The sequence below is a fragment of the Usitatibacter palustris genome, from assembly GCF_013003985.1.
GTDB lineage: Bacteria > Pseudomonadota > Gammaproteobacteria > Burkholderiales > Usitatibacteraceae > Usitatibacter > Usitatibacter palustris.
The window spans coordinates 88,312-113,909 of record NZ_CP053073.1 but is presented as its reverse complement, the minus strand read 5'-3'; the positions used below and the strand labels follow the sequence as shown (position 1 = coordinate 113,909).

The following is a 25,598-nucleotide window of genomic DNA, read 5'->3' as shown; positions in this document are numbered from 1 at the left end:
GCCGTTGTTCGGCGGATTCCGCAATATCCGCGAGGTGCGTTACTTCACAGCTACGTGTCAGACGTCCGGCGTTGCAATTGTCACTCGCCCGGAAAGAAGCCCGCGAGCGCCTCGCCGATCTCGTTCATTCGATAGGGTTTTCTCAGGACCCGGTTGACCCCCGCCGATAACGCCCGGGTCTCGAATCCCGCCCCGCCGTAACCCGTGGCGATGACGATCGGGATCGCCGGGTTCAATTTCCGCAGCTCCACGGCGAGCTGCGTGCCCGACATCTCCGGCATCACCTCGTCGCTCACCACGGCCTCGAACCGGCGCGGGTCGGCGCGCACCGCCTCCAGCGCCTCGCGGCTGCTGTTGAAGCCCGCGGGCTCGTAGCCCAGGTTCGCGAGCATTTCCTCGAGTGCCGCGAGCACCTGCTTCTCGTCGTCCACGGCGAGGATCACCTGCCCGCGGCCCGGGGTCCGTGGATCGACCTTGGGCGCGGCCTCCAGCTCGTCGGCCGGCAGCATCGGCAGCCAGACCGTGAATGTCGTGCCCTGGCCCAACGTGCTCGCGACGTCGATGTAACCCTGGTGCTCCTTTACTACGGAGTGCACGAGTGCCAGGCCCAGGCCCGTACCGCGCCCGGCGGGCTTGGTCGTGAAGAACGGTTCGAAGATTCGGTCGATGACCTCGGGCGCGATGCCGTGGCCGGTGTCGCGCACGGTGATCTTTACGTACTCGCCGGCGGGGGCCTCGCCGTTTCGCGCGACAAAAGGTTGCGCGACGTGCTCGTTGGCGACCACGACTTCCAGCGCGCCCTCCTCGCCCATCGCGTGCACGGCGTTCGTGCCCAGGTTCATGAAGAGCTGGTGGATGCGCGTGGGATCACCCATCACGCTCGCTTCCTCGCCCTCCGTGCGAAAGCGGACATCGATCTCGTTCGCCGAAGAGCCGCGGATGAGGTCGCAGGCTTCGCGCCCGACCGCGGCGATGATCACGGGTGCGCGCGCGAGGCTTTCGGCGCGGCTATAGGAAAGGATCTGCGTCACGAGCGACTTGCCGCGCGCGCCGGCATTCATGATCGTGTCGACGTAGCGCTTCATGTCCGGGTCCTTCGCCTTCAGCTGCGCGAGCTCCCCGTAACCCAGGATCGCTCCCAGGATGTTGTTGAAGTCGTGTGCGATGCCGCCGGCAAGGTGGCCCACGGCCTCCATCTTTTCCGCCTGTTTGAGCTGCGCCTCCAGCTTGCGGCGCTCTTCCTCCGCGCGGATCTTGTCCGAGACGTCCTGCACGAAGCCGATCACGCGCCGGCGAACCTCGCGCAGCCCCATGGGCTCGGCGATCACGAAGCCGTTCACGCCGATCGAGATGTACTCGCCGTCGTCGCGCCGCAAGCGGTACTCGGCATCGATGCGCGCCTGGTTGTCGGTGAGCACGAGCTCGCGCAGGCTGCGCATGCGGGCGCGGTCGTCGGGGTGGATGCGCTCCATCCAGTCGCGCACCTGGGATAGATCCTCGGGGCCTACGCCGAGCACCGCGCGCGTGTCGCCGTCCCAGAGCACGGTGCCGGTATCGGGATCGAGCTCATAAAGAAGGTTGCCGCTCGCCCGGATCACCGCTTCGTAGCGCCGACGCCAGGCGCTCGTGGTCTGCGCCTCCTGCTGGCGCTCGACGAGCAAGGCCGCCGCGAACAGCGTGGTCACCACGATGGTGGCGAGGTAGCCCTGCAGGTGCAGGAGTGCGCGCCAGTCCGCGACGCCGTCGATCGAGAACGGACCGAAGCCCTGCGCCGTGTGCCAGTAGCAGATGAGGCCGAAGATCGCGAGGCCGAGCGTGGCCGCGCGCAGGCCAAAGCCCAGCGCGGCCCAGATAAGAAAGGGTGCGCATAGGTAGGCGAGCGGAGGTATGAACCCTGCGACCTGCGGCCGCGCGCCGAACACGTACCACGACGTGATGATCAATCCCACATAAAGGACGATCAGCTCGGGCAGCCGCGCGCGCGAGGACGTAAGCGCCTCGCGCCAGCCCTGGCGGCTCCAGGCGATGATCAATGGCGCGATCAGGATCATCCCCAGCATGTCGGAGACGAACACCACCGACCACTGCTCGCGGAACGGGGCCTGGAAGCGCGTGTATGAATAGAACGCGTCGAGGATCGACATCGCGCCCACCAGCGGGGCCATGCCGATCAGGAAGGCCGCGACACCCTTAACCGTATCGATGTGAACGCGTGGACCGCCCAGGCGCTGCAGTCCGGCGGCCACGAACAGCGGGCTGGCGACGTTGACCATGGTTGCCGCGAAGACGCGCGAATACGGAACGCCCAGGTGCAGGCCCATCGCCACGTTGCAGACCGCCACCAGGGCGAGATAGACGGGCCAGCGGCGCGCGGGGGCGACCAGGAGGACACCCAGGACCAGCCCGTCGGCGGGCCAGATCAGGAACGGGAAGCTGGTTTGGACCGGGAGATCGGTCGCGTACGCGGCCAGGACGTAGTAGATCGCCGTGAACGATGCATAGGCGATTGCCTGCACGGTTGGCGTTGTGGTGAACGCCTCGGGGGTCGTCCTGTGCGCGGTGGAATTCATCGATCCGGGGGGCCGATTCGGATTCTACGGGCTACGGCGGTAGAATGGCTGCAACGCCACGACATTGGACCCATCGAACGTGGAAACCCAGGAAGCCCATATCCTCGTCGTCGATGACGACGCCGCCATTCGCGACCTCATTCGCGAGTACCTCGGCGAGAACGACTTCAAGGTGTCCGTGGCCGAAAGCGGCGCGGACATGGATCGCGTCCTCGGCGTGGAAATCGTCGATCTCGTGATCCTCGACCTCAAGCTCCCCGACGAGGATGGCCTCGCCATCGCGCGGCGGCTGCGCGAATCCCTCGACCTGCCGATCATCATCCTCACCGGTCGCAAGGACGAAGTCGACCGCGTGATGGGCCTGGAGCTCGGCGCGGACGACTACGTCACCAAGCCCTTTTCGCAGCGCGAACTGCTCGCGCGGATCAAGGCCGTGCTACGCCGCACCGAAGGCAAGCGCGAGAAGCGCCGCGGCGAGAGCGTGCGGGCCTACCGCTTCGCGGGCTGGGAGCTCAACACCGGCACGCGCCGCCTCAAGGGCCCCAATGCCGATGCCGTGGAGCTCACCAACAGTGAATACGCGCTGCTGGTGGCGTTCCTGCGCGCACCCCAACGCGTGCTTTCCCGCGACCAGCTGCTCGAATCGAGCCGCCTGCACGACGACATCTACGACCGCTCGATCGACGTGCAGATCCTGAGGCTGCGCCGCAAGATCGAGGAGAGCCCCAACCAGCCCAACCTCATCAAGACCGAACGCGGCGCCGGGTACTACCTCAACACCTCCGTCGAAACGTTGTGAAGCGCGTCGCGAGGCTGGTCCGGTTTAAGTTCCGGCCGCGCCTCGTCGACACGCTCAAGCAGGGGTACAGCCGCGAGGATTTCGCCGCGGACTTAGCCTCGGGCGTCACCGTCGCCCTGATCGCGCTCCCGCTCGCCATGGCCTTCGGCATCGCCTCGGGCGTGCGTCCGGAACAAGGGATCGTCACCGCCATCGTCGCGGGCCTGCTCATCTCCCTGCTGGGCGGATCGCGCGTGCAGATCGGCGGTCCGGCGGGCGCCTTCGTGGCCCTGCTCTACGGAATCGTGGACCAGTACGGCGTGGCGAACCTGCTCATCGCGACCATGCTCGCCGGGGTGCTGCTGTTCACGATGGGTGCGCTCAAGTTCGGCACGCTCGTGCGCTTCGTGCCCGTGCCGATCATCGTGGGTTTCACCGCCGGGATCGCCGTGATCATCGGGCTCTCGCAACTGCGCGACTTCCTCGGGCTGCACGTGGATCGCATGCCCTCGAACTTCTTCTCGCAGATCGCGGTGCTGAGGGATCACTTGCATACGGCCAATCCGTGGGCGATCGCCGTAGGGCTGGTGTCCCTGCTCGTGATCGTGGTCTGGCCTGCCCCGGGTGCCCAGAACCGCGCGGGCGTGTTCACGCGCCTCACGGCGAAGCTTCCGGCCACGATCGTCGTGCTGTTCGCCTCCACCCTCGTTGTGCGCCTCGCGGACCTTCCGGTGGAGACGATCGGCTCGCGCTTCGGGTCGATGCCCGCGGGACTGCCCGCGCCGCGCTTTCCCGCGTTCGACTGGGCGACCGTCCAGTACCTCTTTGCGCCGACGGTGGCGATCGCACTGCTGGGGGCCCTCGAATCGCTCCTGTGCGCACGCGTGGCCGACAACCTCATCGACGATCGCCATGACCCCGACCAGGAGCTGATGGCGCAGGGCATCGCGAATTTCATCGCACCGCTCTTTGGCGGGATCGCAGCCACCGGGACCATCGCCCGCACCGTCACCAACGTGAAGAGCGGCGCGCGCTCGCCCGTCGCGGGCATCGTGCATGCGATCACGCTGCTGCTGATCGTCGTGTTGCTCGCACCCTTCGCGCTCGGCGTTCCGCTCGCCGCCCTCGCAGCGATCCTCCTCTGGGTGGCCTTCAACATGGGCGGCTGGCGGGAATTCCGCCTCATGCAGCGCTACTCGCTGCTCTACCGCGCGACGATGGTCTCGACGTTCGCGCTCACCGTGATGCTCGACATCACGGTCGCCGTGCAGGTCGGGATCATCCTGTCGTGCGTGTTCTTCATCTACCGGATGTCGCAGCTCACGCACATCGACCCGATCGCGCTTCCGGCGAACGTCGCGGCCCTTCCCGACGGCCAGCGCGTCCGGGCCTGGCGCGTCTTCGGGACGCTGTTCTTCGGCTCGGTCACCAAGCTCGAGGCGCTGATCGATCCGGCCGCGAAATCCGGCGAGATCGTGCTGCTCGACCTCGACCACGTGATCAACATGGACAACACCGGGCTCGAGGCGCTCGAGCACGTCTACCGCCATACGCTCAAGCACGGGAGCCGGCTCGTCGTCGTCGCGCCCAACGAGCAGCCGTTGAACATGATGCGGCGCGCCGGGTTCACCGCGCGCCTGGGCGACGAGAACCTCTTCGCGACCCTCGACGAAGCGCTCGCGAGCTTGAGACAATCGCCTCCTTCCCCGACGTGAGTCCCGCCATGATCCAACGCGCTGTTGCCGCCTGTTTCGCGCTCTCCAGCTTCGCTGCCTTCGCCGCGCCCACCACGCTGCACTGCGGGGCGTTGGTTGACGTGCGCACGCTCTCGGTGGTGCGTGAGCGCACGATCGTGGTCGATGCCAAGCGCATCGTGCGCATCGACGCGGGCTACACGCCGGCCGAGGGCGCGATCGACCTCAAGGGCCACACGTGCATGCCCGGGCTCATCGACTTGCATATCCATTTCGGCAGCGAGTTCACACCCGCGAGCTACACCGAGGCCACGCGCCTTAATCCGCCTGACTACGCGATCCGTTCGGTGGTCTACGCCGAGAAGACGCTGCTCGCGGGTTTCACCTCCGCGCGCGACCTCGGCGCCTCACCGGGCGTGAGCGTCGCACTGCGCAACGCGATCAACGAAGGCCGCATCAAGGGACCACGCCTGCAAGTTGCGGGCGGTGTCGGCACCACGGGCAGCCACGGCGATCCGACCAACGGATTGCGCGCGGACCTCATGGGCCACCCCGGGCCGGAGCGCGGCATCGTGAGCGGGCCCGACCAGGCGCGCAACGTCGTTCGCCAGCGCTACAAGGAGGGTTTCGACCTCATCAAGATCGCGACCACGGGCGGCGTGCTCTCGCTCGGCAAGAGCGGCGATGCGCCCATGCTCATCGATGCGGAACTGATGGCGATCACGACGACCGCGAAGGACTACGGCATGCCCGTCACCTGCCACGCGCACGGCACGGAAGGCATGAAGCGCGCGATCCGCGCCGGCGTGCAGACGATCGAGCACGGCACGTACATGGATGACGAGGCCATGGAGCTCATGAAGAAGCACGGCACGTGGTACATCCCCACGATCTCCGCCGGCCGCTTCGTCGCCGAGAAGGCGAAGGTGCCAGGCTTCTTCCCCGAGGTCGTGCGCGTGAAGGCCGCGGCCATCGGCCCGCTCATCCAGGGCACGTTCGCCAAGGCGTACAAGGCCGGCGTGAAGATCGCGTTCGGCACCGACCAGGGCGTGGCACCGCACGGCGAGAATGCGAGGGAGTTCGAGTACATGGTGGAAGGCGGCATGCCGCCCCTTGAAGCCATTCGCGCCGCGACGCTCTACGGTGCGACGGTGATGGGCCTCGAGAAGGACCTGGGCACGCTGGAACCCGGGAAGATCGCCGACATCGTTGCCGTGCCTGGTGATCCCGTGAAGGAAATCGCCGTGATGTCGCGCGTGAGCTTCGTGATGAAGGACGGCGTCCGCTACAAGTAAGTCAGGCCATCGCCTTCCAGAGCGTCTCGCAGATCGCGCCGGTGTAGTCGCCGCCATCCTTCCCCTTCTGGGTGGAGGCGCAGAAGATCAGCGCGGTCCGGCCGCCTTCGACGCAGATCACATACGCCGCGAGCGTCTGGTTGTTTCCGTAGACGCCGGCGCTGCCGCTCGCCTTCGCCTGCAATCGCGCCGATTCCATCGCCTTGAAGCCCCGCTTCGTGCAGGCCGCGACGCTGTCGAGGCCTGTCGGGCGCGAACGCCATGCGCTCGCCGGGTAGGCCTCCGCGGGCGCGGGAATCGCGGCGGCGGCAATGGCGAGCAGTACGGAAGCAGCGAGCAGCGTGCGCATCGGTGTTCTCCTTGTTCTGTTATCCGACTTTGTCAGTCCGGCTTCCTTAACGCGACGTCGAGGAGCAGGCCGAACTCTTCCGCGAAATTGCAGCTCACGCGGCCGTGCACCTTGCCTTGCTCGTCGTGGAAGCGCGCGGGCGTGGCGAGCGGGAACACCGCTTCGTGCCAGATGTTCGGGTGGATGTAGAGGCCCTTGCCGCCTTCGACGTAGAACGAGACGAAGTCTTCGGGCTTCACGTCCTCGCCCGGAAGGGCCAGCGGCGAGACGAACGCGCCGCCATCGGTCGGGAAGAAGAGCTGGCCGCCGTCGGGATGGTAGTTCGCGTGCCAGAGCAGGACGCGCGAGTGATCGGGTGAGGGGTTGTCACGGCGCGCCGCGCGCGGATCGCACGACCAGCCGATGAGGTATTCGTCCTCTTCGTCCGTGTGATCGACCGCGTCGTTGCGGCCCATCAGCACGTCGCCTTCCCACCAGAAATCGAAGGTGCCGGTCACCGTGCCGCCCTGGTTGCCGGTGCCCGGATCGAGCTTGCGCCAGCCTTTGAGCGGCCACGGCACGATCTCGACGGCAAAATTCTTCGGGTCGTCGACGAGCTTTCCGTAGCCCTTCAGCGATTCGTTCGTCGCGCGCACCAACGGCACTTCGACGCGGCGAAGCGTTTGCGGGAATGACGCGAGGATGTCGCCGTCCAACCTAGCTCTCCAGCAGCGCCACGGTGCCCACGCCGCCGTCGGCGCAGATGGACACGATCGCGCGCTTGCCCGGGCCCATGGCGGCGAGTTCCTTCACGGCCTGCGAGAGGATGCGAGCGCCGGTTGCGCCGAACGGATGACCGATCGCGACACTGCCGCCGTTCGGATTCAACTTCTCCCACGGAAACTTGCCCAAGTGCGCATCGACACGCACCTTGTCGCGCAGGAAGTCTTCGCTCTCGAGCGCGGCCACGTTGCACAGCACCTGCGCGGCGAAGGCCTCATGGATTTCCCACAGGTCGATCGCGGCGAGCGTGAGGCCGCGGCGCGCGAGCAGGCGCGGAATCGCGTAGGCGGGCGCCATGAGCAGTCCCTCGTGGAAGATGTCCACGGCCGCCATTTCCCAATCGACGAGGCGTGCGCGGGGCTTCCCGGCGGGCAGGCGCGCCGCGCCCTCCTCCGTCGCGACCCAGATCGCCGCGGCACCATCGGTGAGGGGCGACGCATTGCCCGCAGTGATCGTGCCCTGGCCGCTCGTGCGGTCGAAGGCGGGCTTCAAGCTCGCGAGCTTCTCGGGCGTGGAATCGGCGCGCGGGATGCCGTCCTTGCGCGCATCGCCGACCGCGACGATGAGGTCGTCGAAGAATCCATTTGCCATCGCCTTCACGGCCCGCGCGTGCGATTCGTAGGCGATGCGGTCCTGGTCCGTGCGCGCGATGCGCCACTGCTTGGCCATTTCCTCGCAGTGCTCGCCCATGCTTTTTCCCGTCGCGCGGTTGGCGACACTTGGCACGTGCAGGCCTACTTCAGAGAACTTGATCTCGAGGAACCGGTCGACGCGCTCGCCGAAGCTCCTCGCCTGCGAGAGGCGGCGGATCCAGTCCGAAAGTCCTTGCTTCAAGCCAATCTGAACGCGGCTCATGCTCTCCACGCCGCCCACCATCGCGAGGTGATGCGTGCCGCCGAGCATGCCCGCGGCCTCGAACGCGCCCACCATCGAGGTCGAGCATGCGAGCACCGTGCTGAACGCTGGCGTGGTCTGGTCCATGCCCGCGTCGATCAGCACTTCGCGTGCGATGTTGCTCCAGCCCAGGTTGGGTGCGACCGTTCCCCACACGAGGAAGTCGGGTTTGTCGCCGGTTAGTTGCCCGGCCATGGCTTTTGCCACGGGAACGGACAGGGCCACGGCATCGAGGGAGCGCAGTGCGCCGTCGACACGAGTGAAGGGTGTGCGGACTCCGGGGACGAGGAAAATTTCGCGGGCGTTCATGGGCACATTGTATTCCCACCAATCGTCGTCCTCTCTCCACTGTCATCCTGAGGAGCGCAGCGACGAAGGACCTGCTTTAGGAGGTTAGCTGCTTCCCGGACGCCTATGGCGCGCCGCGTTATGGGTTGTCACATTCGCCCTCCTGAAGAGTGTGACAAGCCATAGCACGGGACGTCATAGGTGAATTCGGCCACCGACCCTGCCAGGCAGTTAACCCCTTACAGCAGGTCCTTCGTCGCTGCGCTCCTCAGGATGACAGTGGAGCAAGCGACGATCGTCTCCTAATCCCAGCGCTCTTTCCCCGCCTCGAAGCGCTCGCGGTCCTGTGCGAACTGCTCCTCGAGCTGCTGGCGGCCCGCTTTCGCGACGGACATCAATCGCTCGTCGTCCTGGTAGTGCGGATACATGGCGTCCATGAGCGCGACGTTGTGGCGACGGAACGCATCGGCCATCTCGCGGGCGCGGTACGGTTCGGTGCCAAGCGCCTCGAGCGCACGGCGGCCGATGCGAAGCGAACCTTCGAACACTTCGCGCTCGATCACCTCCACGCCGCGCAGCTTCAGCTCGAAGTAGTGCTGCACGTTGCGCGCACGGGCGATGATCTGCACGTTCGGGAAGTTGGTGCGCACGCGATCGACGAGCGCGAGGCTGTCGGCCACGTCGTCGATCGTGTTGATGAGCAGCTTCGCCTTCTCGGCGCCTGCTGCGCGAAGCAGATCCAGGCGCGTCGCGTCCCCGTAGTACACGCGAAAGCCGAAGCGACGCAGCGTTTCCACCTGCTCGGGGTCGTGGTCGAGCACCACCGCGCGAATGCCATTGGCGAAGAGCAGGCGGCCGACGATCTGCCCGAAGCGCCCGAAGCCCGCGATGATCACCGGCGCTTCCTCTTCGATCTTGTCGGCGCCCGCCGTGCCGCGCGCGCGGCGTGCGAGGAGCTTGTCGTAGGCGAGCAGCAGCATCGGCGTAGCGGCCATGGAAAGCGCCACCGCGATCGTGAGCTGCGCCTGCCATTCGCGCGGGAGCACGTTGGCGGCACGCGCCACCTCGAACACCACGAAGGCGAACTCGCCGCCCTGGGACAGCAGGAACGCGAACACCCACCGCTGCGACTTCGCGACACCCAGCCACGGGGCGATCAGGCGCAACACGAGGATCTTGAGGCCCAGCAGGCCCGCCACCAGGATCGCGATGCGGTCGGGGTTGCGGGCGAGCAGATCGAAATCGATCGTCATGCCCACCGCGATGAAGAAGAGCCCCAGCAGCAGGCCCTTGAACGGCTCGATGTCGCTTTCGAGCGCGTGGCGATACTCGGAACTGGCGAGCAGCACGCCGGCGAGGAAGGCCCCGAGGGCCATCGACAATCCCGCGAAACCGGCGAACAGCGCGATGCCGATCACGAGCAGCAGCGTGAACGCGGTGAACATCTCGCGCAGGCCCGTGCTCGCGATCAGGCGCAACGCGGGGCGCGTGAGGTATCGCCCGATGACGACCACGCCGGCGATCGCCGCGAAGGCGATGCCCACGCGCATCCACACCGACTGTCCGCCGGGAAGGTCGACGTGCCCCATGAGCGGCACGAGCGCGATGAGCGGGATGGCCGCGATGTCCTGGAAGAGCAGCACCGCGAAGGCCGAACGGCCCGTCGGCGTGGGCAATTCGTTGCGCTCGGCGAGCGTCTGCATCGCGATCGCCGTGGAGGAAAGTGCCAGCGTGACGCCGGCCACGAGCGCGATCTTCCAGTTGAGCTCGAGTGCGATGAGGCCCGCGGCGAGCGCGGCGGCACAGGCGAAGAGCTGGATCGAACCGCCGCGGAATATTTCACGGCGCATCGAGACCAGGCGCGCGGGCTCGAGCTCCAGGCCGATCACGAAGAGCATCAGCACCACGCCGAACTCCGCGAGGTGCAGCGTCGATTCGACGTTGTCGATGAGGCTCAGTCCCCACGGGCCGATGATCATGCCCGCGACGAGGTAGCCCAGGATCGAGCCGAACCCGAGCCGCGAGAGGATCGGCACGCAGATCACCGCGGCCGCGAGGAAGACGAGGGCTTCGAAAAGCATGGCGGTTATCCGGCGAGTTGGGCGCGCAGGCGTGCGGCGGCATCCGCAATGACGCCATCATCGACCTTGTGCGCGCCATGCAGCACGTGCGGCTCGAGCCACTTCATCCCGCAGTATCGCGCCGTGTGCTCGATCGGCGGCATGTAGTCGGTGAAGGGGCGTTCGTGGCGGCCCTTCTCGGAGTACGACTCGCCGTCGCCGCCTGTCGTCACCACCCACAGGCAATCCTTGCCCGCGAGCGCGCGCCCGCCCTTGCCGTGCGCCCAGCCGTTGGTGAGCACCTGGTCGAACCAGTGCTTGAGCAGGCTCGGCACGCCGTACCAGAAGATCGGATGCAGCCAGACCACGAGGCTCGCGGACTCGAGCGCCGCCTGCTCGGCGGCGACGTCGATGTCGAAGTCGGGGTAGCGGCCGTAGAGCGAGCGCACGTCCACGTCGGGCAGATCCCTTATCGCATCGACCAACACGCGATGCGCGCGGGAGCGGTCCGGGTACGGGTGCGCGGTCAGGACGACGATCTTTGCCATGTATCGGCCACGATGCCCGCGAAGATCGCGGCACCGATCCAGTTGTTGTGGAGAAACGCCTTGAAGCAGCCTTCGCGCGAACGCGTGCGGATGAGGCGATAGTGGTAGCCCGCGATGATGGCTGCGGCGAGCAGGCCCGCGGAGTAGAACGGCCCGAAGCCTGCCCAGAGGCCGATCGCGAGCATCGCGACGATGAAGAGCGTGTAGCAGGTCATCACGGCGATCACGTCGTACTTGCCGAACAGCAGCGCCGAGGTCTTGATGCCGAGCTTCACGTCGTCATCGCGATCGACCATCGCGTATTCCGTGTCGTAGGCGATCGTCCAGAGCACGTTCGCGGCGAGGAGCGCCCACGCGAGCGGCGGCACCACGTGCCAGTGCGCGGCGAAGGCCATCGGGATGCCGAAGCCGAAGGCGACACCCAGCCACGCCTGCGGCATCGCGAAGAAGCGCTTGGTGAAGGGGTAGATCGCGGCGAGGGCGAAGGCCACGACCGAGAGCTTGATCGTGAGCGCGTTGAGCTTGAGCACCATCAGGAATGCGGCGAGCGAGAGCACCGCGGCGACCGCGAGCGCTTCCCAGGGCGCGATGCGCCCTGCTGCGAGCGGCCGGTTCTTCGTGCGTTCGACATGCGCGTCGAACTTGCGGTCGGCCCAGTCGTTGATCGCGCAGCCCGCCGAGCGCATGAGCACGGTGCCGAAAATGAAGATCCACAGCACCGTCGGATCGGGCACGCCGCGGCGCGCTAGCCACAAGGCCCAGAGAGTCGGCCAGAGCAGCAGCAGGATGCCGATCGGCTTGTCGAGCCGGATCAGCTTTTCGTAGGCGTCGATGCGCGCGAGGAACGGGCTCATGCGCCGAGCTCGAGAATTTCGGGGAGGAACACCTCGGTCACCATGAGGGGCCGGCCGCGCTTGCGGAAGAGCGAGCGGCGCGCCCAGAGGGACGGCAGCTCGCGGCCGAGGACCTTGCACGCGCGCTTCCAGAGCGGATGGCGAAAATCGATGCGCACGAATTCGAGCGGCTCGCGGCGCACGAGCGGATCGGTGAAGAGCGCTTCGGCGAGCGGTCGCGTGCCCAGGCCGCGGAGGCTCCGCCACACGCCGAAGAGGTCGCGGCGCGCGGCGATCGAGTGCGCGAGGACCACGGGGCGGCCGCCGGCGTGCAGGATCACTTCGCGCACGAGGGCCCGCTTGTGCGTCGGCCGGCCGAGCGCGCGGTATTCGTCTTCATTCGGATGGCGCAGGCGCTGCTGGATGCGCTCGACACGAAAGCCCTCGGCGCGCGACACGATGCGCCAGGTGAGCGAGCCGCGGTACGTGAGCCAGCCTCGCCATGGATCCGCATGGGACGGCGCGAGGCGTTTCCACCGCTTCATGCCTTGAGGTAGAACTGGCGCGTGCCGAGCCAGCGGTCGAGGTGACGCGCGGCGGCGCGCGACTTGCCGGCAAGGAGGTCGTCAGCGACGTTGCGTGCACTTTCGATGAGGTGCGCGTCGCGCTCGAGGTCCGCGAAGCGCAACAACGGTGCGCCGCTCTGGCGCGCGCCCAGAAACTCGCCAGGCCCGCGCAGCTGGAGATCGGCGCGCGCGATCTCGAAGCCATCATTGTTTTCGTAGATCACTTTCAGGCGCGCCCTTGCCATTTCCGATAGCGGTTGATGATACAAGAGGATGGCGTGGCTCTTCTTCGCGCCGCGGCCCACGCGCCCGCGCAGCTGGTGCAATTGCGCGAGGCCCATGCGTTCGGCGTGCTCGATCACCATGAGCGTGGCATTGGGTACATCCACGCCCACCTCGATCACCGTGGTCGCGACCAGCAACTGGATCTTCTTCGCCTTGAAGTCGGCCATCACCTGCGCCTTCTCCTCGGCCTTGAGGCGCCCGTGCACGAGGCCCACGGCGAGATCGGGGAAGGTTTCCTTGATCGTCTCGAAAGTCTCCAGCGCGGTCTTCAGCTGCAGCGTCTCGCTTTCCTCGATCAGCGGGCAGACCCAATAGGCCTGCGCGCCCTCCGCACAAGCAGTGCGGATTCGCTTGATGACTTCGTCGCGGCGCTTTTCGGAGACGAGCTTCGTCTGCACCGGCGTGCGTCCCGGCGGGAGCTCGTCGATCACGGATACGTCGAGGTCGGCGAAGTAGCTCATCGAGAGCGTTCGCGGGATCGGCGTGGCGCTCATCATCAGCTGGTGCGGCTCGCCGCCCTTGGCCGCGAGCGCCAGGCGCTGCTCGACGCCGAAGCGCTGCTGCTCATCGACGATCGCGAGCCCGAGCCTGGCGAACGCGACGTCTCCCTGGAAGAGCGCGTGCGTACCGATCGCGAGCTGCGTCTCGCCTGCCGCGATCCCGGCGAGCGCCTGCTTCTTCGCGCGCGCCTTGAGGCTCCCGGCAACCCACGCGATCCGCACGCCCAGCGGAACGAGCCAGTGCGAAAGCTTGAGGAAGTGCTGCTCGGCGAGGATCTCGGTGGGCGCCATCAGTGCCACCTGCGCGCCGTTCTCGATCGCCTGCAACGCCGCGAGGGCCGCCACGAGCGTCTTCCCACTGCCGACATCGCCTTGCAGCAGGCGGCGCATCGGATGCGCCTCGGCGAGATCGCGCGCGATCGTGGCGTACGACTTCTTCTGCGCCTTGGTGAGCGCGAACGGAAGGGACTTCACCAATGCGTTGGTGAGCGTGTGTTTGTCGGGAAGCTTCGGCGCCGACTTCGCGCGCCGCTCGCGGTAGGCGATGCGCATCGCCAGTTGCTGCGCGAGGATCTCGTCGAACTTGAGGCGTTCCCACGCCGGGTGCGTGCGCTCATCCAGGCTCGTGCGATCGACGCCGGGTGGCGGCCGGTGGAGGAACAGCACGCTCTCGCGGAATTCACCGAGCCGCAGCTTCGCAAGCAGCGCGTTGTCGAGCGTGTCCTCGAGCGCAAGCTTGTCGAGGGCACCCAGGATCAGCTCGCGCAGCTGGTGCTGCGAAAGCCCCGCGGTCGTGGGATAGACGGGGGTGAGGGACTTCGGCAGCGGCGTGTCCTTGCCGACGACCTTCACGCGCGGGTGGACCATCTCGTCGCCGAAGAAGCCGGGGCGGATCTCGCCGAAGACGCGCACGCGCTTGCCCGGCTCCAGCTGCTTCACCTGGCTCGGATAGAAATTGAGGAAACGGATCCAGAGCTCGGACTTGCCGTCGGTGAGCTTCGCCACCAGGGTCCGGCGGCCGCGGTACTTCACTTCGCTCTCCACAACCTCGGCTTCGACGAGCACGCTTTCGCCGGGCTGGGCTTCGCGAATCGGTGTGAGGCGGGTTTCGTCCTCGTAGCGCATCGGAAGATGCAGGACGAGGTCGAACGTCGAGCGGATGCCGAGTTTTTCGAGGGGCTTCGCGACCGCGGGGCTGAAGGCCAAGTGAGGCGGGCTACTCCAGGTGCATGATCGCGTCGATCTCGACCGCCGCGCCGCGCGGCAGCGAGGCCACGCCGATCGCCGCGCGCGCCGGATACGGCTGCGAGAAATACGTCGCCATCACTTCGTTCACCTTCGCGAAGTTCGCGAGGTCGGTGAGGTAGACCGTCACGCGCACGACCTTGCCGAAGTCGCCGCCCGCGGCCTTGCACACTGCTTTCAAATTCTCGAACACCTGTTTCACCTGGTTCTCGAAGCCCTCGACCAATTGCATGGTCTTGGGATCAAGCGGGATCTGGCCGGAGAGGTACACGGTGTCGCCGGCGCGAACCGCCTGTGAATAGGTGCCAATCGCGGCGGGGGCTTCGGAGGTAGCTATTGGTGTCATTTGCTCGCTGGCGTTGAGCGGCGTTGCACTTCGTCCGCTCCAACGCCGTTCTCGATGGTTATAGATTCGTTACGTCTTTTTCTTGAAGCGGGAGATGCGCACGACTTCAGGAATGCGACGCAGGCGACGGAACACGTGCGCGAGATGCATCCGGTTCTTCACCTGCACGGTGAACACGAGCGTGGTGTAGGCCTGGCTCGACTTCTGCTCCGTCTCGATGTGGTCTATGTCGGAGTCGGCTTCGGAAATCTCGGCGGCGAGGCGAGCGAGCACACCGCGCTGGTTCGCGGCGGTGAGGCGCACGTTCACGTCGAAGAGCTGGTCGGGCGCCGGATCCCACTGCACGTCGACCCACTTTTCGGGATCGAAGTGGAACGGGTGGATCGCGGGGCAATCGTGCGTGTGCACCGCGAGGCCCTGCCCCTTGCGGATCTGCGCGATGATCGGGTCGCCGGGAATCGGCCGGCAGCACGGCGAGAACTGCACCGCCATGCCCTCGGTGCCGCGAATGGTGATGGAGTCGAGCCGCGGCGGTTGCGACGGATCGGCATGCGCATCGGGTGTCGAGAGGAGCTTCTTCGCGACCACGACCGCGAGGCGCTTGCCGAGGCCCACGTCGGCGAGGACTTCTTCGCGCGTCTTCGCCGAATCGCCCTTGAAGAAGCGCTCCCAGTGCGAGTCGTGGATCTCGTCGGGGTTCGCCTTCAGCGATCGGAGCGCCTGCACCAGCAGGAGCTCGCCCACCTCCGCGGATTCCTGCGACTGCATCGTCTTCAGGTAGTGACGGATGTGCGAACGCGCCTTGCCCGTGCCCACGTACGAGAGCCACACGGGGTTGGGACGCGCGGACGGATCAGTGACGATCTCGATGCGATCGCCGTTCCGGAGCACGTGGCCCAGCGGCACGGGCTCGCCGTTCACGCGCGCCGACACGCAGTGATTTCCGACGTCCGTGTGTACCGCGTAGGCGAAGTCGATCGCGGTCGCACCCTTCGGGAGCGAGAAGATCGTGCCCTTCGGCGAGAAGACGTAGACCTCGTCGGGGAAAAGGTCGACCTTGATGTGCTCGAGGAATTCGAGCGCATCGCCCGATTCGCTCTGGATCTCGAGCAGCGACTGGAGCCACTGGTGGCTCTTCAATTGCACGCCCTTCGCGTCCATCTCGGAGCTCTTGTAGAGCCAGTGCGACGCGACACCCGCCTCGGCGACCTTGTGCATGTCCGCCGTGCGGATCTGCAGCTCGAGGGGCATGCCGAACGGGCCGAAGAGCGTGGTGTGCAGCGACTGGTAGCCGTTCGCCTTCGGGATCGCGATGTAGTCCTTGAACTTGCCCGGGATCGGCTTGTACATCGTGTGCAGGGCGCCCATCGCGAGGTAGGCCGACGCGACATCGGGCACGAGGATGCGGAAGCCGTAGAGGTCGAACACCTCGGAGAAGGAGATGTTCTTCTCCTGCATCTTCTTGTAGATCGAGGAGATGTGCTTCTCGCGGCCGGTGACCTGCGCCTCGAGCTTGAATTCCTTCAACCGCGCCTGGATCTGCTCGGTGATCTTGCCCACGGCATCGCGCCGGTTGCCGCGCGCCTTCTTCAGCGCCTTGTCGAGCACCTTGAAGCGCGTGGGGTGCATGAAGCGAAAGCCCAGGTCCTCGAGCTCGTAGTAGAGCGCGTTGAGGCCGAGGCGGTTGGCGATCGGCGCGTAGATCTCGAGCGTTTCCTTGGCGACGCGTTCCTGCTTCTCCGCATGCACGGCATCCAGCGTGCGCATGTTGTGGAGGCGATCGGCGAGCTTGATGAGGATGACGCGCACATCGCGCGCCATCGCGAGCAGCATCTTGCGGAAGTTCTCCGCCTGCGCGTGCTGCAGCGTCGCGAATTCGATGCGGTCGATCTTCGAGACGCCGTCGACCAGCTCGGCAACGGGCTTGCCGAACTTCTTCGCGATCTCGGACTTGGTGGTCGGCGTGTCCTCGACGACGTCATGCAGGATCGCGGCCATGAGGGCCTGCGGATCGAGGTGCCATTCGGCGAGGATCTTCGCGACGGCGAGCGGATGCGTGATGTACGGCTCGCCGCTCTTGCGGAACTGCCCCGCGTGGGCCGCGCGGGCGACCTCGTAGGCCGCCTCGATCAGCTCGACATCCTGGGGCTTGAGGTACCCGAGTGCTGAAACCAGCTCCTCGGCGCCGGGGCCCGGCAACGACACGCCTCCGGCCTTCAGGCCGCTGGCAGTGGCGGTGTGGACCCCAAGCGAGGGCATCGGAAACGAATGGGGCTATGCCCCATCGATTTCAGAGGACCGGCGGTTGCGGTGCCGGGGGAAGCAGGAGCTCGCGGCCGACCTTGCCACCCGCGATTTCGCGCAGGGCGATCACGGTGGGCTTGTCCTTGTTCGGTTCCACGAGGGGCGTGGCACCGAGGGCGATCTGGCGCGCGCGGTTCGTCGCGGCGAGCGTGAGCTCGAAACGATTCGGGAAGTGCTTGATGCAGTCGTCGACGGTGATGCGGGCCATGGCTTCTCTCCGTTACCTGAATTCGCTGAGGAGCTTCGGAAGGCGCAAACGCTGCTGCGCGCGCGACACACGTGCCGCCCGCACGACCGAAACCAGGTCCGTTAACGCCGCCTCGAAGCGTTCATTGACAATTATATATTCAAATTCAAGAACATGCGAGATTTCTTGCCGGGCGCTCGCCATGCGCTTCTCGACGGCCTCCGCGCTGTCTTTTCCGCGGCCCTCCAGGCGGCGGCGAAGCTCCGCGAACGAGGGGGGCAGGATGAAGATTCCGACCATGGTCGGGAAGAGCCCGCGGACCTGTTGGGCCCCCTGGTAATCGATCTCCAGGAGCACATCGTGGTCGCCTGCGAGCTCGGCTTCGATCCACTTTCGCGACGTGCCGTAGTAGTTGCCGTAGACCTCGGCGTGCTCGAGGAAATCGCCCGCGGCGATCATCGCCTCGAAGGTCGCGCGCGACACGAAGTGGTAATCGCGGCCCGGCTCTTCGCCCTCGCGCGGTGCGCGCGTCGTGAACGACACCGAAAGCTTGATGTTGTGGTCGCCTTCGAGGAGTTTCGAGACGAGGCTCGTCTTGCCCGCGCCCGAGGGAGCGACAACCACGAACAGGTTGCCGTTCATGCGCGCGCGCTCATTCGACGTTCTGGACCTGCTCGCGAACCTGCTCGATCAGGACCTTCAGCTCCACGGAAATGGCCGTCATCTCGTTGGCCGCGGCCTTCGACCCGAGGGTATTCGCCTCGCGGTTGAGCTCCTGGCAGAGGAAATCGAGGCGCTTGCCGCACGCGCCGCCCTTCGAGAGCACGCGCCGCACTTCGGCGATGTGCGCGCCCAGGCGCGAAAGCTCCTCGTCCACGTCGATTCTCGCCGCGTAGAGGACGACTTCCTGCTGCAGGCGCTCGTCGCTCGGCGATTGCGCGGCTTCGGCCACCTTGGCGGCGAGCTTGTCCCGGAAAGCCTTCAGCGCGCCCGGAACGAGGGGCTTGGCTTCGATGACGAGTTCCGACATGCGGTCGAGGCGCTCCTCGATCATGACCTTCAGCTTCGCGCCTTCGCGCGTGCGCGTCTGGTCGAGGTCGGAAATGGCGCGAGAGAGGATCGTCAGGACCTCTTCACGCAGTGCCTCCGGCGAAAACGATTCGTCGGCCAGGACACCGGGCCAATGCAGGATTTCGGACACCGAGAGCGGGCGTGCCTCGGGAAACGCGGCAATAACCTTGCCGCTGGCGGCCCTGAGCGATTCCATCGCCGCCGCGTCCGGCACGAGCGATTTGGGTCCTACAGACCTCGGCGTGAAGGTGAGCCGGCAATCGACCTTGCCCCGCGTGAGCTTGGCGGTGATCGCCTCGCGCAGGGCGGGCTCCAGGGCGCGCAATTCCTCGGGCGCCCGGACCGTGAATTCGAGGTAACGGTGGTTGACGCTCTTGAGCTCGATCGCGACGCTTCCAGGCGCGCTTTCGCGCGTCGCACTCGCAAAGCCGGTCATGCTGGCGATCATCGCGGGGAACCAGTGGTTTACAAGGCGGCGGGGAGTGCCGACAATGCGATGAATTATAGCTGGAACCCCTCCTTCCCCTCGGTAGACGAATGCCCCAGCAGGTCAATCAACCGCTGCCCGCGGGCTATGTACTCAATGGCTATCGCATCGAGAAGCCGCTTTCCTCGGGCGGGTTCAGCATCGTCTATCTCGCGCGCGACGAGTCCGGGACGCCTTTTGCCATCAAGGAGTACCTGCCCTCCTCGCTCGCGTTGAGGACCGAAGGCGTCGAGGTGAAGAACACGGAAGAGGAGCTTTCGGTGTTCCGCCACGGCTTGAAGTGCTTCTTCGAGGAAGGGCGCGCGCTCGCGATGATCTCGCACCCGAACGTGGTGCGCGTCGAGAACTTCTTCCGCGCCAACGAGACCTGCTACATGGTCATGCAGTACGTGCGCGGCCGCACGCTGCAGTTCCACATCCAGCGCAATCGCCACGAATTCACCGAGGCCTTCATCCGCCGGCTCTTCATCCACCTGATGAACGGGCTGCGCGAAGTGCATTCGAACAAGCTGCTGCACCTGGACATCAAGCCGGCGAACATCTTCCTCACGATGGAAGGCCGCCCCGTGCTGCTCGATTTCGGCGCCGCGCGCATCACGCTCTCCGACGAGCAGTCGAAGTTGAAGCCCATGTACACCGCGGGCTTCGCGGCCCCCGAGCACTACCGCTTCGTTCCCGGCGAGCTGGGGCCCTGGGCCGATATCTATTCGCTGGGCGCGACGATCTACACGTGCATCGCGGGAACGCCCCCGCAGGCGGCCGACCAGCGCGAGAAGAAGGACCAGATGATTCCGCTGAAGACGCTCGCGCGGCAGTACTACTCCGAGGAGCTCTACCAGCTCGTGAACGATTGCCTCGCGCTCGACCACCTGCAGCGGCCCCAGACCGCGTTCGACCTGCAGAAGCGCCTCATGGAGGAGCCGCAGGGCGACTTGAAGCGCAGCATCTTCGAGACGATCAACAAGCCGTTGTCCAAGTTGTTTTCGCGTTGAGCATGCGATTCCGCGTTTTCCAGGACAGCCACGTAGGCGACCGCAAGGGTAACGAGGACCGCGTCGGCTACTCGTACAGCCGCAACGTCGTGCTCCTCGTGATCGCCGACGGCATGGGCGGCCACATGAAGGGCGAGGTCGCCGCCGAGATCGCGGTCACCGAGATCACGCGCCGCTTCCAGCAGGAAGCGCGCAACAAGCTGAAGAAGCCCGCGGAGTTCCTCGTGTCCGCGATCAACTCCGCGCATCGGGCCATCGTCGCGCATGCGGTCGAGATGAATTTCCTCGAAAGCCCGCGCACCACCGTCGTCGCCTGCGTGATCCAGGCCGGCCGCGCGTGCTGGGCGCACGCGGGCGATTCGCGCCTGTACCTGCTGCGCGGCGGGCGCCTCGTCGCGGCCACGCAGGATCACTCCCGCGTGCAGCAGATGATCGACATGGGAGCACTGACGCCGGAAGCGGCCGCGCGCCATCCCGATCGCAACAAGATCTTCAGTTGCCTCGGGGGCGTGGTGCCGCCGCAGATCGATGTCAGCCGCGAGATGGATCTCCAGACCGGCGACACGATCATGCTGTCGACCGACGGCTTCTGGGCGCAGATCCCGGCGAGCCTCATCTCGACGCTGCTTCGCAAGCAGGATGTCGTGGGCCTCATCCCGGGCCTGATCACCGAAGCGTACCGGCGCGCCGACGGTGACTCCGACAACATCTCCGTGGTCGCCCTCACCTGGGAAAACCAGGACGACGACACGGTGAAGGACACCACGCAGATGCTGAACGAGGAAGAGTTCAGCACCTCGAGCAACACCGAGCAGCTCGATGTGGCCGTGCCCCCCGACGACGTGACGGAAGCCGACATCGAGAAAGCCATCGCCGAAATCCAGGACGCGATCCGCAAGGTTCCGCGCTAGACCCATGCCCCGCTCGTTCGATCGTGATGCACGGGGGCTTCGCCCCGTGAACATCCTGCGCCGCTACACGATGCACGCCGAAGGCTCGGTGCTCGTCGAGTTCGGCCACACCAAGGTGCTGTGCACCGCGAGCGTCGAGGAGCGCGTGCCCTCCTTCCTCAAGGGAACCGGCAAGGGCTGGGTGACCGCCGAGTACGGCATGCTGCCGCGCGCCACCAACACGCGCGGCGCGCGCGAGGCGGCCGCGGGCAAGCAATCGGGCCGCACGCAGGAGATCCAGCGATTGATCGGCCGCAGCCTGCGCGCGGTGACCGACCTCGCCCTCCTGGGCGAGCGCCAGATCACGATCGACTGCGACGTGCTGCAAGCCGACGGCGGCACGCGCTGCGCCTCGATCACCGGCGCGATGGTCGCACTCGCCGATGCGATCGCGTTCCTGCGCGCGAAGGGCAACCTCGCGCACGATCCGCTGCGCGATTTCGTCGCCGCCGTTTCCGTGGGCATGGTGGGCGGCCACCCGCTGCTCGACCTCGACTACTCCGAGGATTCGGCCTGCGGAACCGACATGAACGTCGTGATGACGGGCTCCGGTGATTTCGTCGAGGTCCAGGGCACGGCCGAGGGCGAACCGTTCACGCGCGAGGAGATGACGCGCCTGCTCGACCTCGCCACGCACGGCATCTCGCAGCTCGTCGCGGCGCAGCGCTCGGCACTCGCCGGGGGCACTGCGTGACGCGGCGCGTCGTCATCGCCTCGAACAACGCAGCGAAGATCAAGGAACTCAAGGCGCTGCTGGAACCGCTCGGCATGGAAGCGCTCGAGCAATCGATCTTCAGCATCTCCGAAGCCGAGGAACCCTATTCGACATTCGTGGAGAACGCGCTCGCCAAGGCGCGCCACGCATGCGAAGCCACGGGGCTGCCCGCGCTCGCCGACGATTCCGGCCTGTGCGTACCGGCGCTGGCCGGCGCGCCGGGCGTGAACTCCGCGTACTACGCGGGCCGTGACGGCGATCGCGCCACGCGCGATGCGCGCAACAACGCGGAGCTCGTGAACGCGCTTCGCGACCTCAAGGACCGCTCGGCCTACTACTACTGCGTGCTGGTGCTCGTGCAGACCGCCGACGATCCGTGCCCGATCATCGCCGACGGCACCTGGCACGGCGAGATCGTGCTCGACCCCCGCGGCGCGCGCGGCTTCGGCTACGACCCGCATTTCCTGTTGCCCTTTCGCGGGCTCACCGCGGGCGAGCTCTTCCCCGAGGAGAAGAACCGCGTGAGCCATCGCGCGAAGGCGATCGTCGCGCTCGAGGCGAAGCTCACCGCGCTGCAGGCGCACGCCTAGGCCCGGCGAAATGCCCGCGGCGCAGGTCCTTGCCGATCTCACCCGGCCGCGCTTCGCGCAGTTGCCGCCGCTCTCGCTCTACGTCCACATTCCCTGGTGCCTGAAGAAGTGCCCGTACTGCGATTTCAATTCGCACGAGAAGCGGGGCGACGTGCCCGAAGCGCGCTACGTGCAGGCGTTGGTCGCGGATCTTGAAAGCGCGCTCCCGCAGATCTGGGGCCGGCGCTTCTCGACGATCTTCATCGGCGGCGGAACGCCAAGCCTCTTCACGCCCCAATCGATCGACGCCATCCTCACCGCGGTGCGCACGCGTGTACCCGTCGATCCGGACGCCGAGATCACGCTCGAAGCGAACCCGGGCACCTTCGAGGCCGAACGCTTTCGCGGGTATCGCGCCGCGGGCGTGAGCCGCCTCTCGATCGGCGTGCAGAGCTTCGACGATGCGAAGCTCGCCGCGCTTGGGCGCGTCCACGGCTCGGATGAAGCGCGGCGGGCGATCGCCACGGGCCTCGAGGTATTCGGCAACGTGAACATCGACCTCATGTACGCGCTCCCCGGGCAATCGATCGAGGAAGCCCTTGCCGACGTGAAGGAGGCCATTGCCTTCGACGCGCCGCACATCTCGGCCTACCACCTCACGCTCGAGCCCAACACGTACTTCCACAGCCATCCGCCGAAGCTGCCCGATGACGATCTCGCCGCGGACATGCAGGAAGCGATCGAAGCCGTACTCGCCGCCGGAGGCTACGAACACTACGAAACATCTGCCTTCGCCAAGCCGGGCCGGCGCGCGCGGCACAACGTGAACTACTGGACCTTCGGCGACTACGTCGGCATCGGCGCGGGCGCGCACGGCAAGATCACCTTCGCCGATCGCGTGCGGCGCGAAGCGCGCCAGCGCCAGCCCGCCGCATACATGGATGCGGCGCTGGCCGGTGACGCCCTGCAGGAGGGAGCGGACGTCTCGGTCGAGCGCCTGCCGTTCGAGTTCATGCTCAACGCCCTGCGCCTCACAGGCGGCGTTCCGGCCACGATCTACACCGAGCGCACGGGATTGCCGATCACGACGGTGGGTCGCGAGCTGCGCGCCGCGGAAGAGCGCGGCCTGCTCGAGAAGGATCCCACGACGATTCGCCCGACGTCGCGCGGTCAGCGCTTCCTGAACGAGCTGCTGGAGATGTTCCTGCCGGCCGAGCCTGCGCAGGCGCGGACCATCGCCCTGAAGCGCGCGCCCTAGTATTTCTTCGAGGGGTACTGGCCGCTCTTCACGAACGGCGGCTCGCGGCCGCACAGCGACTCGAGCAGGATCAGCTCGTCGTCCTTGTGGTTGAGGAAGGGTCCCGGCTCCGCGCTGAGCGCGCGTCCGTCGTCGAGCAGATAGAGCGGGCTTTCGTGGTGGGTCGTGACCACGGTCTTCGTCGTCATGTTCGGCCCGTCGATGTCGGCGGTGCCGTAGCAGAGGCAGAAGTACACCTTCTTCGGCTCGACCTCGATGTACGCGCCGGTGCCGCGAATGCCGATCGAAGCCGTCGCGGCCTTGATCGCCATGGGCTTCTTCGAGAACACGTTGAGCACCTTCCCGCTCGCGATCGCGAGCTCGGAGAGCACGCTGCCGCGCCCCTTGAACTCGATCACGGTGTCCGAGCGCATCAGGAACGCGTCGTCGCCGATCACGACCACCGCCTGGCTGCCCTTCCCGGTAACCACCTTGTCGCCGGCCTTCACGGGCGTTCCCACCTGCGCTGCCGTGCCGTTCACGGTCGCCGTCCCTTCGAGGCGGGCCACGCCCTGCATGCCGCCCACGGTGCCCGCGGCGAGCGCGCGCGACATCCACGCGCTCAGTCCACCGGGAAGCAGCATTGCCGCGGCAATCACCTTCGAGAGATTCCTGCGCCTTGCGTCCATGTTCAGTCCTTGTGGAAGTAGAGGTCGCGAACGGCGTGACCCAGGCGGATCCCGCGGCGCTCGAACTTGGTTTCCGGCCGCGACTCGGGCCGGGGTGCGTAATCCTTCGCGGTGTTGCTCAGGCCGGGAGTGCCCGAAAGGACCTCCAGCGCCTGCTCGGCGTACTCCTCCCAGTCCGTGGCGAAGTGCAGGTAGCCCCCCGGTGCCAGCCGTGAGGCGAACAGCGCTGCGGACTCCGGACGGATGAGGCGGCGCTTGTGGTGGCGCTTCTTGGGCCAGGGGTCGGGGAAGAAAATGTGCAGCCCGGACAGGGACGCGGCGGGGACCATATCCCGAACTACTTCCATGGCGTCGTGCTGGATGATGCGGACATTGGTAAGCGCCCGCTCACCGACCATCCGCAGCAGGCTGCCGACGCCGGGCGAATGGACCTCGATCCCCAGGAAATCGACCTCGGGACGCTCCTCGGCGATCCGGGCGGTGGTTTCGCCCATGCCGAAGCCGATTTCCGCCACGACCGGTGCGGACCTGCCAAAAAGAGCCTTGAAATCAATGGGCCCGGCGGCGTAGGGGACGCCGTAGCGGGGCAGCAGTTCGCTGTAGGCGCGCTGCTGGGCCGGCGAGAAGCGCCCCTGGCGAAGAACGTAGCTGCGGATCGGAGGATGGGTCACGGAGGCGATCATACGGGGCGAATTGACAGTCGCAGGGCACCGGCCTACATTGAGTTCGAACCCCTCGGTCACGCCCCATGCCACTTCGCAGAGCCCTCTTCGTAGTCGCCATCGCGTCGGCATCGTCCGCTGCGTGGGGTGATTATTACGGGCATCTGCGTCCCCCGCAGTCGATGCTCGGGCCCGGCAACAATTTCTATGCCTTCACCGCGCCTGCGCTGCTGGGCCTGTCGCCCACGCTCAATGCGGATCCGGGCCAGCGCCTGAAGCTCGGATACAGGGCCAACAAGTATTTCGAGATCTCGAGCGAGTACGTGGACTTCGGCCGGAACAGCACCAACCCGTTCGCCAATCCCGCGGTGCTCTCCTCGAACTTCCGCAGCACGGGCTTTGGCGTCGATGCCGTCGCCACGCTGCCGGTGTGGGGACGCATGTCCCTGTACGGCCGCTTCGGCGCGTATCGCGGCGATGCGCACTCGTCGTTCGCCCCCTACTCCACGACCCTGCTGCAGACGGATGCGACGCGCGGCACGCGCATGCGCTACGGCCTGGGCGCGCAATACGAGTTCAACAAGGCATTCGGCATCCGTGCCGAATTGGAGCGCTATTCGCTCGTGGGCCACACGCTGGCTGCTGACGCCGATACGGATACCTTCTCCGTCGGCGTAATGTGGCGGTTCTGAGCGCTCCGTAGCAAAGCAAACGCCGCGTCC

General features: G+C 66.5%; 25 protein-coding genes. 9 read left to right on the top strand and 16 right to left on the bottom strand.

Annotated elements, in window-relative coordinates:
- Nucleotides 1-80: 80 nt before the first annotated feature.
- Entirely contained in the window at nt 81-2,570 is a 2,490-nt protein-coding gene (locus DSM104440_RS00530) for an ATP-binding protein (RefSeq protein WP_171159757.1), read from the bottom strand.
- A 79-nt stretch (nt 2,571-2,649) separates the two neighbouring features.
- Here DSM104440_RS00530 and DSM104440_RS00525 point away from each other — a divergent pair, with 79 nt between their 5' ends.
- The 3 genes from DSM104440_RS00525 to DSM104440_RS00515 are packed head-to-tail and all read left to right on the top strand — an operon-like array spanning nt 2,650 to nt 6,337.
- A complete protein-coding gene (locus DSM104440_RS00525) occupies nt 2,650-3,369 on the top strand; it encodes a response regulator (protein WP_171159755.1) in 720 nt (239 codons plus the stop codon).
- Entirely contained in the window at nt 3,366-5,063 is a 1,698-nt protein-coding gene (locus tag DSM104440_RS00520; RefSeq protein ID WP_171159753.1) for a SulP family inorganic anion transporter, read from the top strand. Before DSM104440_RS00525 ends, DSM104440_RS00520 begins: the two co-directional genes overlap by 4 nt.
- A gap of 8 nt (nt 5,064-5,071) precedes the next feature.
- The gene (locus DSM104440_RS00515; protein WP_171159751.1) at nt 5,072-6,337 is read left to right on the top strand and encodes a metal-dependent hydrolase family protein; all 1,266 of its coding nucleotides are present in this window, start codon (nt 5,072-5,074) and stop codon (nt 6,335-6,337) included.
- 1 nt (nt 6,338) lies between these two features.
- On the opposite strand, the gene DSM104440_RS00510 is transcribed toward DSM104440_RS00515, so the two are convergent.
- The 13 genes from DSM104440_RS00510 to DSM104440_RS00450 form a co-directional block, all read right to left on the bottom strand.
- Nucleotides 6,339-6,686, bottom strand: a complete 348-nt coding sequence (locus DSM104440_RS00510) for a hypothetical protein (protein ID WP_171159749.1) — start codon at nt 6,684-6,686, stop codon at nt 6,339-6,341.
- 32 nt (nt 6,687-6,718) lie between these two features.
- On the bottom strand, nt 6,719-7,381 hold the full coding sequence (locus DSM104440_RS00505) for an ureidoglycolate lyase (protein ID WP_171159747.1): 663 nt from the start codon (nt 7,379-7,381) through the stop codon (nt 6,719-6,721).
- A 1-nt stretch (nt 7,382) separates the two neighbouring features.
- Complete coding sequence (locus tag DSM104440_RS00500; RefSeq protein ID WP_171159745.1) at nt 7,383-8,651, bottom strand: acetyl-CoA C-acyltransferase; 1,269 nt, start codon at nt 8,649-8,651, stop codon at nt 7,383-7,385.
- Between the two features lie 281 nt (nt 8,652-8,932).
- Nucleotides 8,933-10,711: a glutathione-regulated potassium-efflux system protein KefC gene (gene kefC, locus DSM104440_RS00495; RefSeq protein ID WP_171159743.1), complete on the bottom strand. Its 1,779-nt coding sequence runs from the start codon at nt 10,709-10,711 to the stop codon at nt 8,933-8,935.
- 5 nt (nt 10,712-10,716) lie between these two features.
- A complete protein-coding gene (gene kefF, locus DSM104440_RS00490; RefSeq protein WP_171159741.1) occupies nt 10,717-11,238 on the bottom strand; it encodes a glutathione-regulated potassium-efflux system oxidoreductase KefF in 522 nt (173 codons plus the stop codon).
- On the bottom strand, nt 11,217-12,092 hold the full coding sequence (gene ubiA, locus DSM104440_RS00485) for a 4-hydroxybenzoate octaprenyltransferase (protein WP_171159739.1): 876 nt from the start codon (nt 12,090-12,092) through the stop codon (nt 11,217-11,219). The genes kefF and ubiA overlap by 22 nt, the downstream gene beginning before the upstream one ends.
- Nucleotides 12,089-12,616 (bottom strand): chorismate--pyruvate lyase family protein, encoded by a 528-nt coding sequence (locus DSM104440_RS00480; RefSeq protein ID WP_171159737.1) that lies wholly within the window; start codon nt 12,614-12,616, stop codon nt 12,089-12,091. The genes ubiA and DSM104440_RS00480 overlap by 4 nt, the downstream gene beginning before the upstream one ends.
- The gene (recG, locus tag DSM104440_RS00475) at nt 12,613-14,628 is read right to left on the bottom strand and encodes an ATP-dependent DNA helicase RecG (RefSeq protein ID WP_212758151.1); all 2,016 of its coding nucleotides are present in this window, start codon (nt 14,626-14,628) and stop codon (nt 12,613-12,615) included. Before recG ends, DSM104440_RS00480 begins: the two co-directional genes overlap by 4 nt.
- Before the next feature lie 10 nt (nt 14,629-14,638).
- A complete protein-coding gene (locus tag DSM104440_RS00470; protein WP_171159736.1) occupies nt 14,639-15,013 on the bottom strand; it encodes a RidA family protein in 375 nt (124 codons plus the stop codon).
- 69 nt (nt 15,014-15,082) lie between these two features.
- Nucleotides 15,083-17,272 (bottom strand): RelA/SpoT family protein, encoded by a 2,190-nt coding sequence (locus DSM104440_RS00465; protein ID WP_171159734.1) that lies wholly within the window; start codon nt 17,270-17,272, stop codon nt 15,083-15,085.
- 31 nt (nt 17,273-17,303) lie between these two features.
- Nucleotides 17,304-17,525: a DNA-directed RNA polymerase subunit omega gene (gene rpoZ / locus DSM104440_RS00460; protein WP_171159732.1), complete on the bottom strand. Its 222-nt coding sequence runs from the start codon at nt 17,523-17,525 to the stop codon at nt 17,304-17,306.
- Nucleotides 17,526-17,537: 12 nt separating this feature from the next.
- A complete protein-coding gene (gene gmk / locus DSM104440_RS00455; protein WP_171159730.1) occupies nt 17,538-18,146 on the bottom strand; it encodes a guanylate kinase in 609 nt (202 codons plus the stop codon).
- Between the two features lie 10 nt (nt 18,147-18,156).
- The gene (locus tag DSM104440_RS00450; RefSeq protein ID WP_246212071.1) at nt 18,157-19,011 is read right to left on the bottom strand and encodes a YicC/YloC family endoribonuclease; all 855 of its coding nucleotides are present in this window, start codon (nt 19,009-19,011) and stop codon (nt 18,157-18,159) included.
- Between the two features lie 101 nt (nt 19,012-19,112).
- Here DSM104440_RS00450 and DSM104440_RS00445 point away from each other — a divergent pair, with 101 nt between their 5' ends.
- The 5 genes from DSM104440_RS00445 to hemW are packed head-to-tail and all read left to right on the top strand — an operon-like array spanning nt 19,113 to nt 23,546.
- The gene (locus tag DSM104440_RS00445; protein ID WP_171159725.1) at nt 19,113-20,054 is read left to right on the top strand and encodes a serine/threonine protein kinase; all 942 of its coding nucleotides are present in this window, start codon (nt 19,113-19,115) and stop codon (nt 20,052-20,054) included.
- A 2-nt stretch (nt 20,055-20,056) separates the two neighbouring features.
- Nucleotides 20,057-20,965 carry a PP2C family protein-serine/threonine phosphatase gene (locus DSM104440_RS00440; RefSeq protein ID WP_171159723.1) on the top strand — a complete coding sequence of 303 codons (909 nt, stop codon included), beginning with the start codon at nt 20,057-20,059 and terminating at the stop codon, nt 20,963-20,965.
- 4 nt (nt 20,966-20,969) lie between these two features.
- Nucleotides 20,970-21,698, top strand: a complete 729-nt coding sequence (gene rph / locus DSM104440_RS00435) for a ribonuclease PH (protein WP_171159721.1) — start codon at nt 20,970-20,972, stop codon at nt 21,696-21,698.
- Nucleotides 21,695-22,309, top strand: a complete 615-nt coding sequence (gene rdgB / locus DSM104440_RS00430) for an RdgB/HAM1 family non-canonical purine NTP pyrophosphatase (RefSeq protein ID WP_171159719.1) — start codon at nt 21,695-21,697, stop codon at nt 22,307-22,309. Before rph ends, rdgB begins: the two co-directional genes overlap by 4 nt.
- A gap of 10 nt (nt 22,310-22,319) precedes the next feature.
- Nucleotides 22,320-23,546: a radical SAM family heme chaperone HemW gene (gene hemW, locus DSM104440_RS00425; RefSeq protein ID WP_171159717.1), complete on the top strand. Its 1,227-nt coding sequence runs from the start codon at nt 22,320-22,322 to the stop codon at nt 23,544-23,546.
- Here the strand turns inward: hemW and DSM104440_RS00420 are convergent.
- Nucleotides 23,543-24,214 (bottom strand): FecR family protein, encoded by a 672-nt coding sequence (locus tag DSM104440_RS00420; RefSeq protein WP_171159715.1) that lies wholly within the window; start codon nt 24,212-24,214, stop codon nt 23,543-23,545. The genes hemW and DSM104440_RS00420 overlap by 4 nt on opposite strands.
- A 2-nt stretch (nt 24,215-24,216) precedes the next feature.
- Nucleotides 24,217-24,897: a tRNA (guanosine(46)-N7)-methyltransferase TrmB gene (gene trmB, locus DSM104440_RS00415; RefSeq protein WP_171159713.1), complete on the bottom strand. Its 681-nt coding sequence runs from the start codon at nt 24,895-24,897 to the stop codon at nt 24,217-24,219.
- Between the two features lie 65 nt (nt 24,898-24,962).
- On the opposite strand from trmB, the gene DSM104440_RS00410 reads away from it, so the two are divergent.
- Nucleotides 24,963-25,568, top strand: a complete 606-nt coding sequence (locus DSM104440_RS00410) for a porin family protein (protein ID WP_171159711.1) — start codon at nt 24,963-24,965, stop codon at nt 25,566-25,568.
- The last annotated feature ends 30 nt before the right edge of the window (nt 25,569-25,598 follow it).

Excerpts from the sequence above, each read along its gene's own strand:
- DSM104440_RS00530 (WP_171159757.1), bottom strand. The coding sequence starts at position 2,570 with ATGAATTCCACCGCGCACAGGACGACCCCCGAGGCGTTCACCACAACG.
- DSM104440_RS00515 (WP_171159751.1), top strand. The coding sequence starts at position 5,072 with ATGATCCAACGCGCTGTTGCCGCCTGTTTCGCGCTCTCCAGCTTCGCT.
- DSM104440_RS00510 (WP_171159749.1), bottom strand. The coding sequence starts at position 6,686 with ATGCGCACGCTGCTCGCTGCTTCCGTACTGCTCGCCATTGCCGCCGCC.
- DSM104440_RS00500 (WP_171159745.1), bottom strand. The coding sequence starts at position 8,651 with ATGAACGCCCGCGAAATTTTCCTCGTCCCCGGAGTCCGCACACCCTTC.
- kefC (WP_171159743.1), bottom strand. The coding sequence starts at position 10,711 with ATGCTTTTCGAAGCCCTCGTCTTCCTCGCGGCCGCGGTGATCTGCGTG.
- kefF (WP_171159741.1), bottom strand. The coding sequence starts at position 11,238 with ATGGCAAAGATCGTCGTCCTGACCGCGCACCCGTACCCGGACCGCTCC.
- ubiA (WP_171159739.1), bottom strand. The coding sequence starts at position 12,092 with ATGAGCCCGTTCCTCGCGCGCATCGACGCCTACGAAAAGCTGATCCGG.
- DSM104440_RS00480 (WP_171159737.1), bottom strand. The coding sequence starts at position 12,616 with ATGAAGCGGTGGAAACGCCTCGCGCCGTCCCATGCGGATCCATGGCGA.
- DSM104440_RS00470 (WP_171159736.1), bottom strand. The coding sequence starts at position 15,013 with ATGACACCAATAGCTACCTCCGAAGCCCCCGCCGCGATTGGCACCTAT.
- DSM104440_RS00465 (WP_171159734.1), bottom strand. The coding sequence starts at position 17,272 with ATGCCCTCGCTTGGGGTCCACACCGCCACTGCCAGCGGCCTGAAGGCC.
- rpoZ (WP_171159732.1), bottom strand. The coding sequence starts at position 17,525 with ATGGCCCGCATCACCGTCGACGACTGCATCAAGCACTTCCCGAATCGT.
- gmk (WP_171159730.1), bottom strand. The coding sequence starts at position 18,146 with ATGAACGGCAACCTGTTCGTGGTTGTCGCTCCCTCGGGCGCGGGCAAG.
- DSM104440_RS00450 (WP_246212071.1), bottom strand. The coding sequence starts at position 19,011 with ATGACCGGCTTTGCGAGTGCGACGCGCGAAAGCGCGCCTGGAAGCGTC.
- DSM104440_RS00445 (WP_171159725.1), top strand. The coding sequence starts at position 19,113 with ATGCCCCAGCAGGTCAATCAACCGCTGCCCGCGGGCTATGTACTCAAT.
- DSM104440_RS00440 (WP_171159723.1), top strand. The coding sequence starts at position 20,057 with ATGCGATTCCGCGTTTTCCAGGACAGCCACGTAGGCGACCGCAAGGGT.
- rph (WP_171159721.1), top strand. The coding sequence starts at position 20,970 with ATGCCCCGCTCGTTCGATCGTGATGCACGGGGGCTTCGCCCCGTGAAC.
- hemW (WP_171159717.1), top strand. The coding sequence starts at position 22,320 with ATGCCCGCGGCGCAGGTCCTTGCCGATCTCACCCGGCCGCGCTTCGCG.
- DSM104440_RS00420 (WP_171159715.1), bottom strand. The coding sequence starts at position 24,214 with ATGGACGCAAGGCGCAGGAATCTCTCGAAGGTGATTGCCGCGGCAATG.
- trmB (WP_171159713.1), bottom strand. The coding sequence starts at position 24,897 with ATGATCGCCTCCGTGACCCATCCTCCGATCCGCAGCTACGTTCTTCGC.
- DSM104440_RS00410 (WP_171159711.1), top strand. The coding sequence starts at position 24,963 with ATGCCACTTCGCAGAGCCCTCTTCGTAGTCGCCATCGCGTCGGCATCG.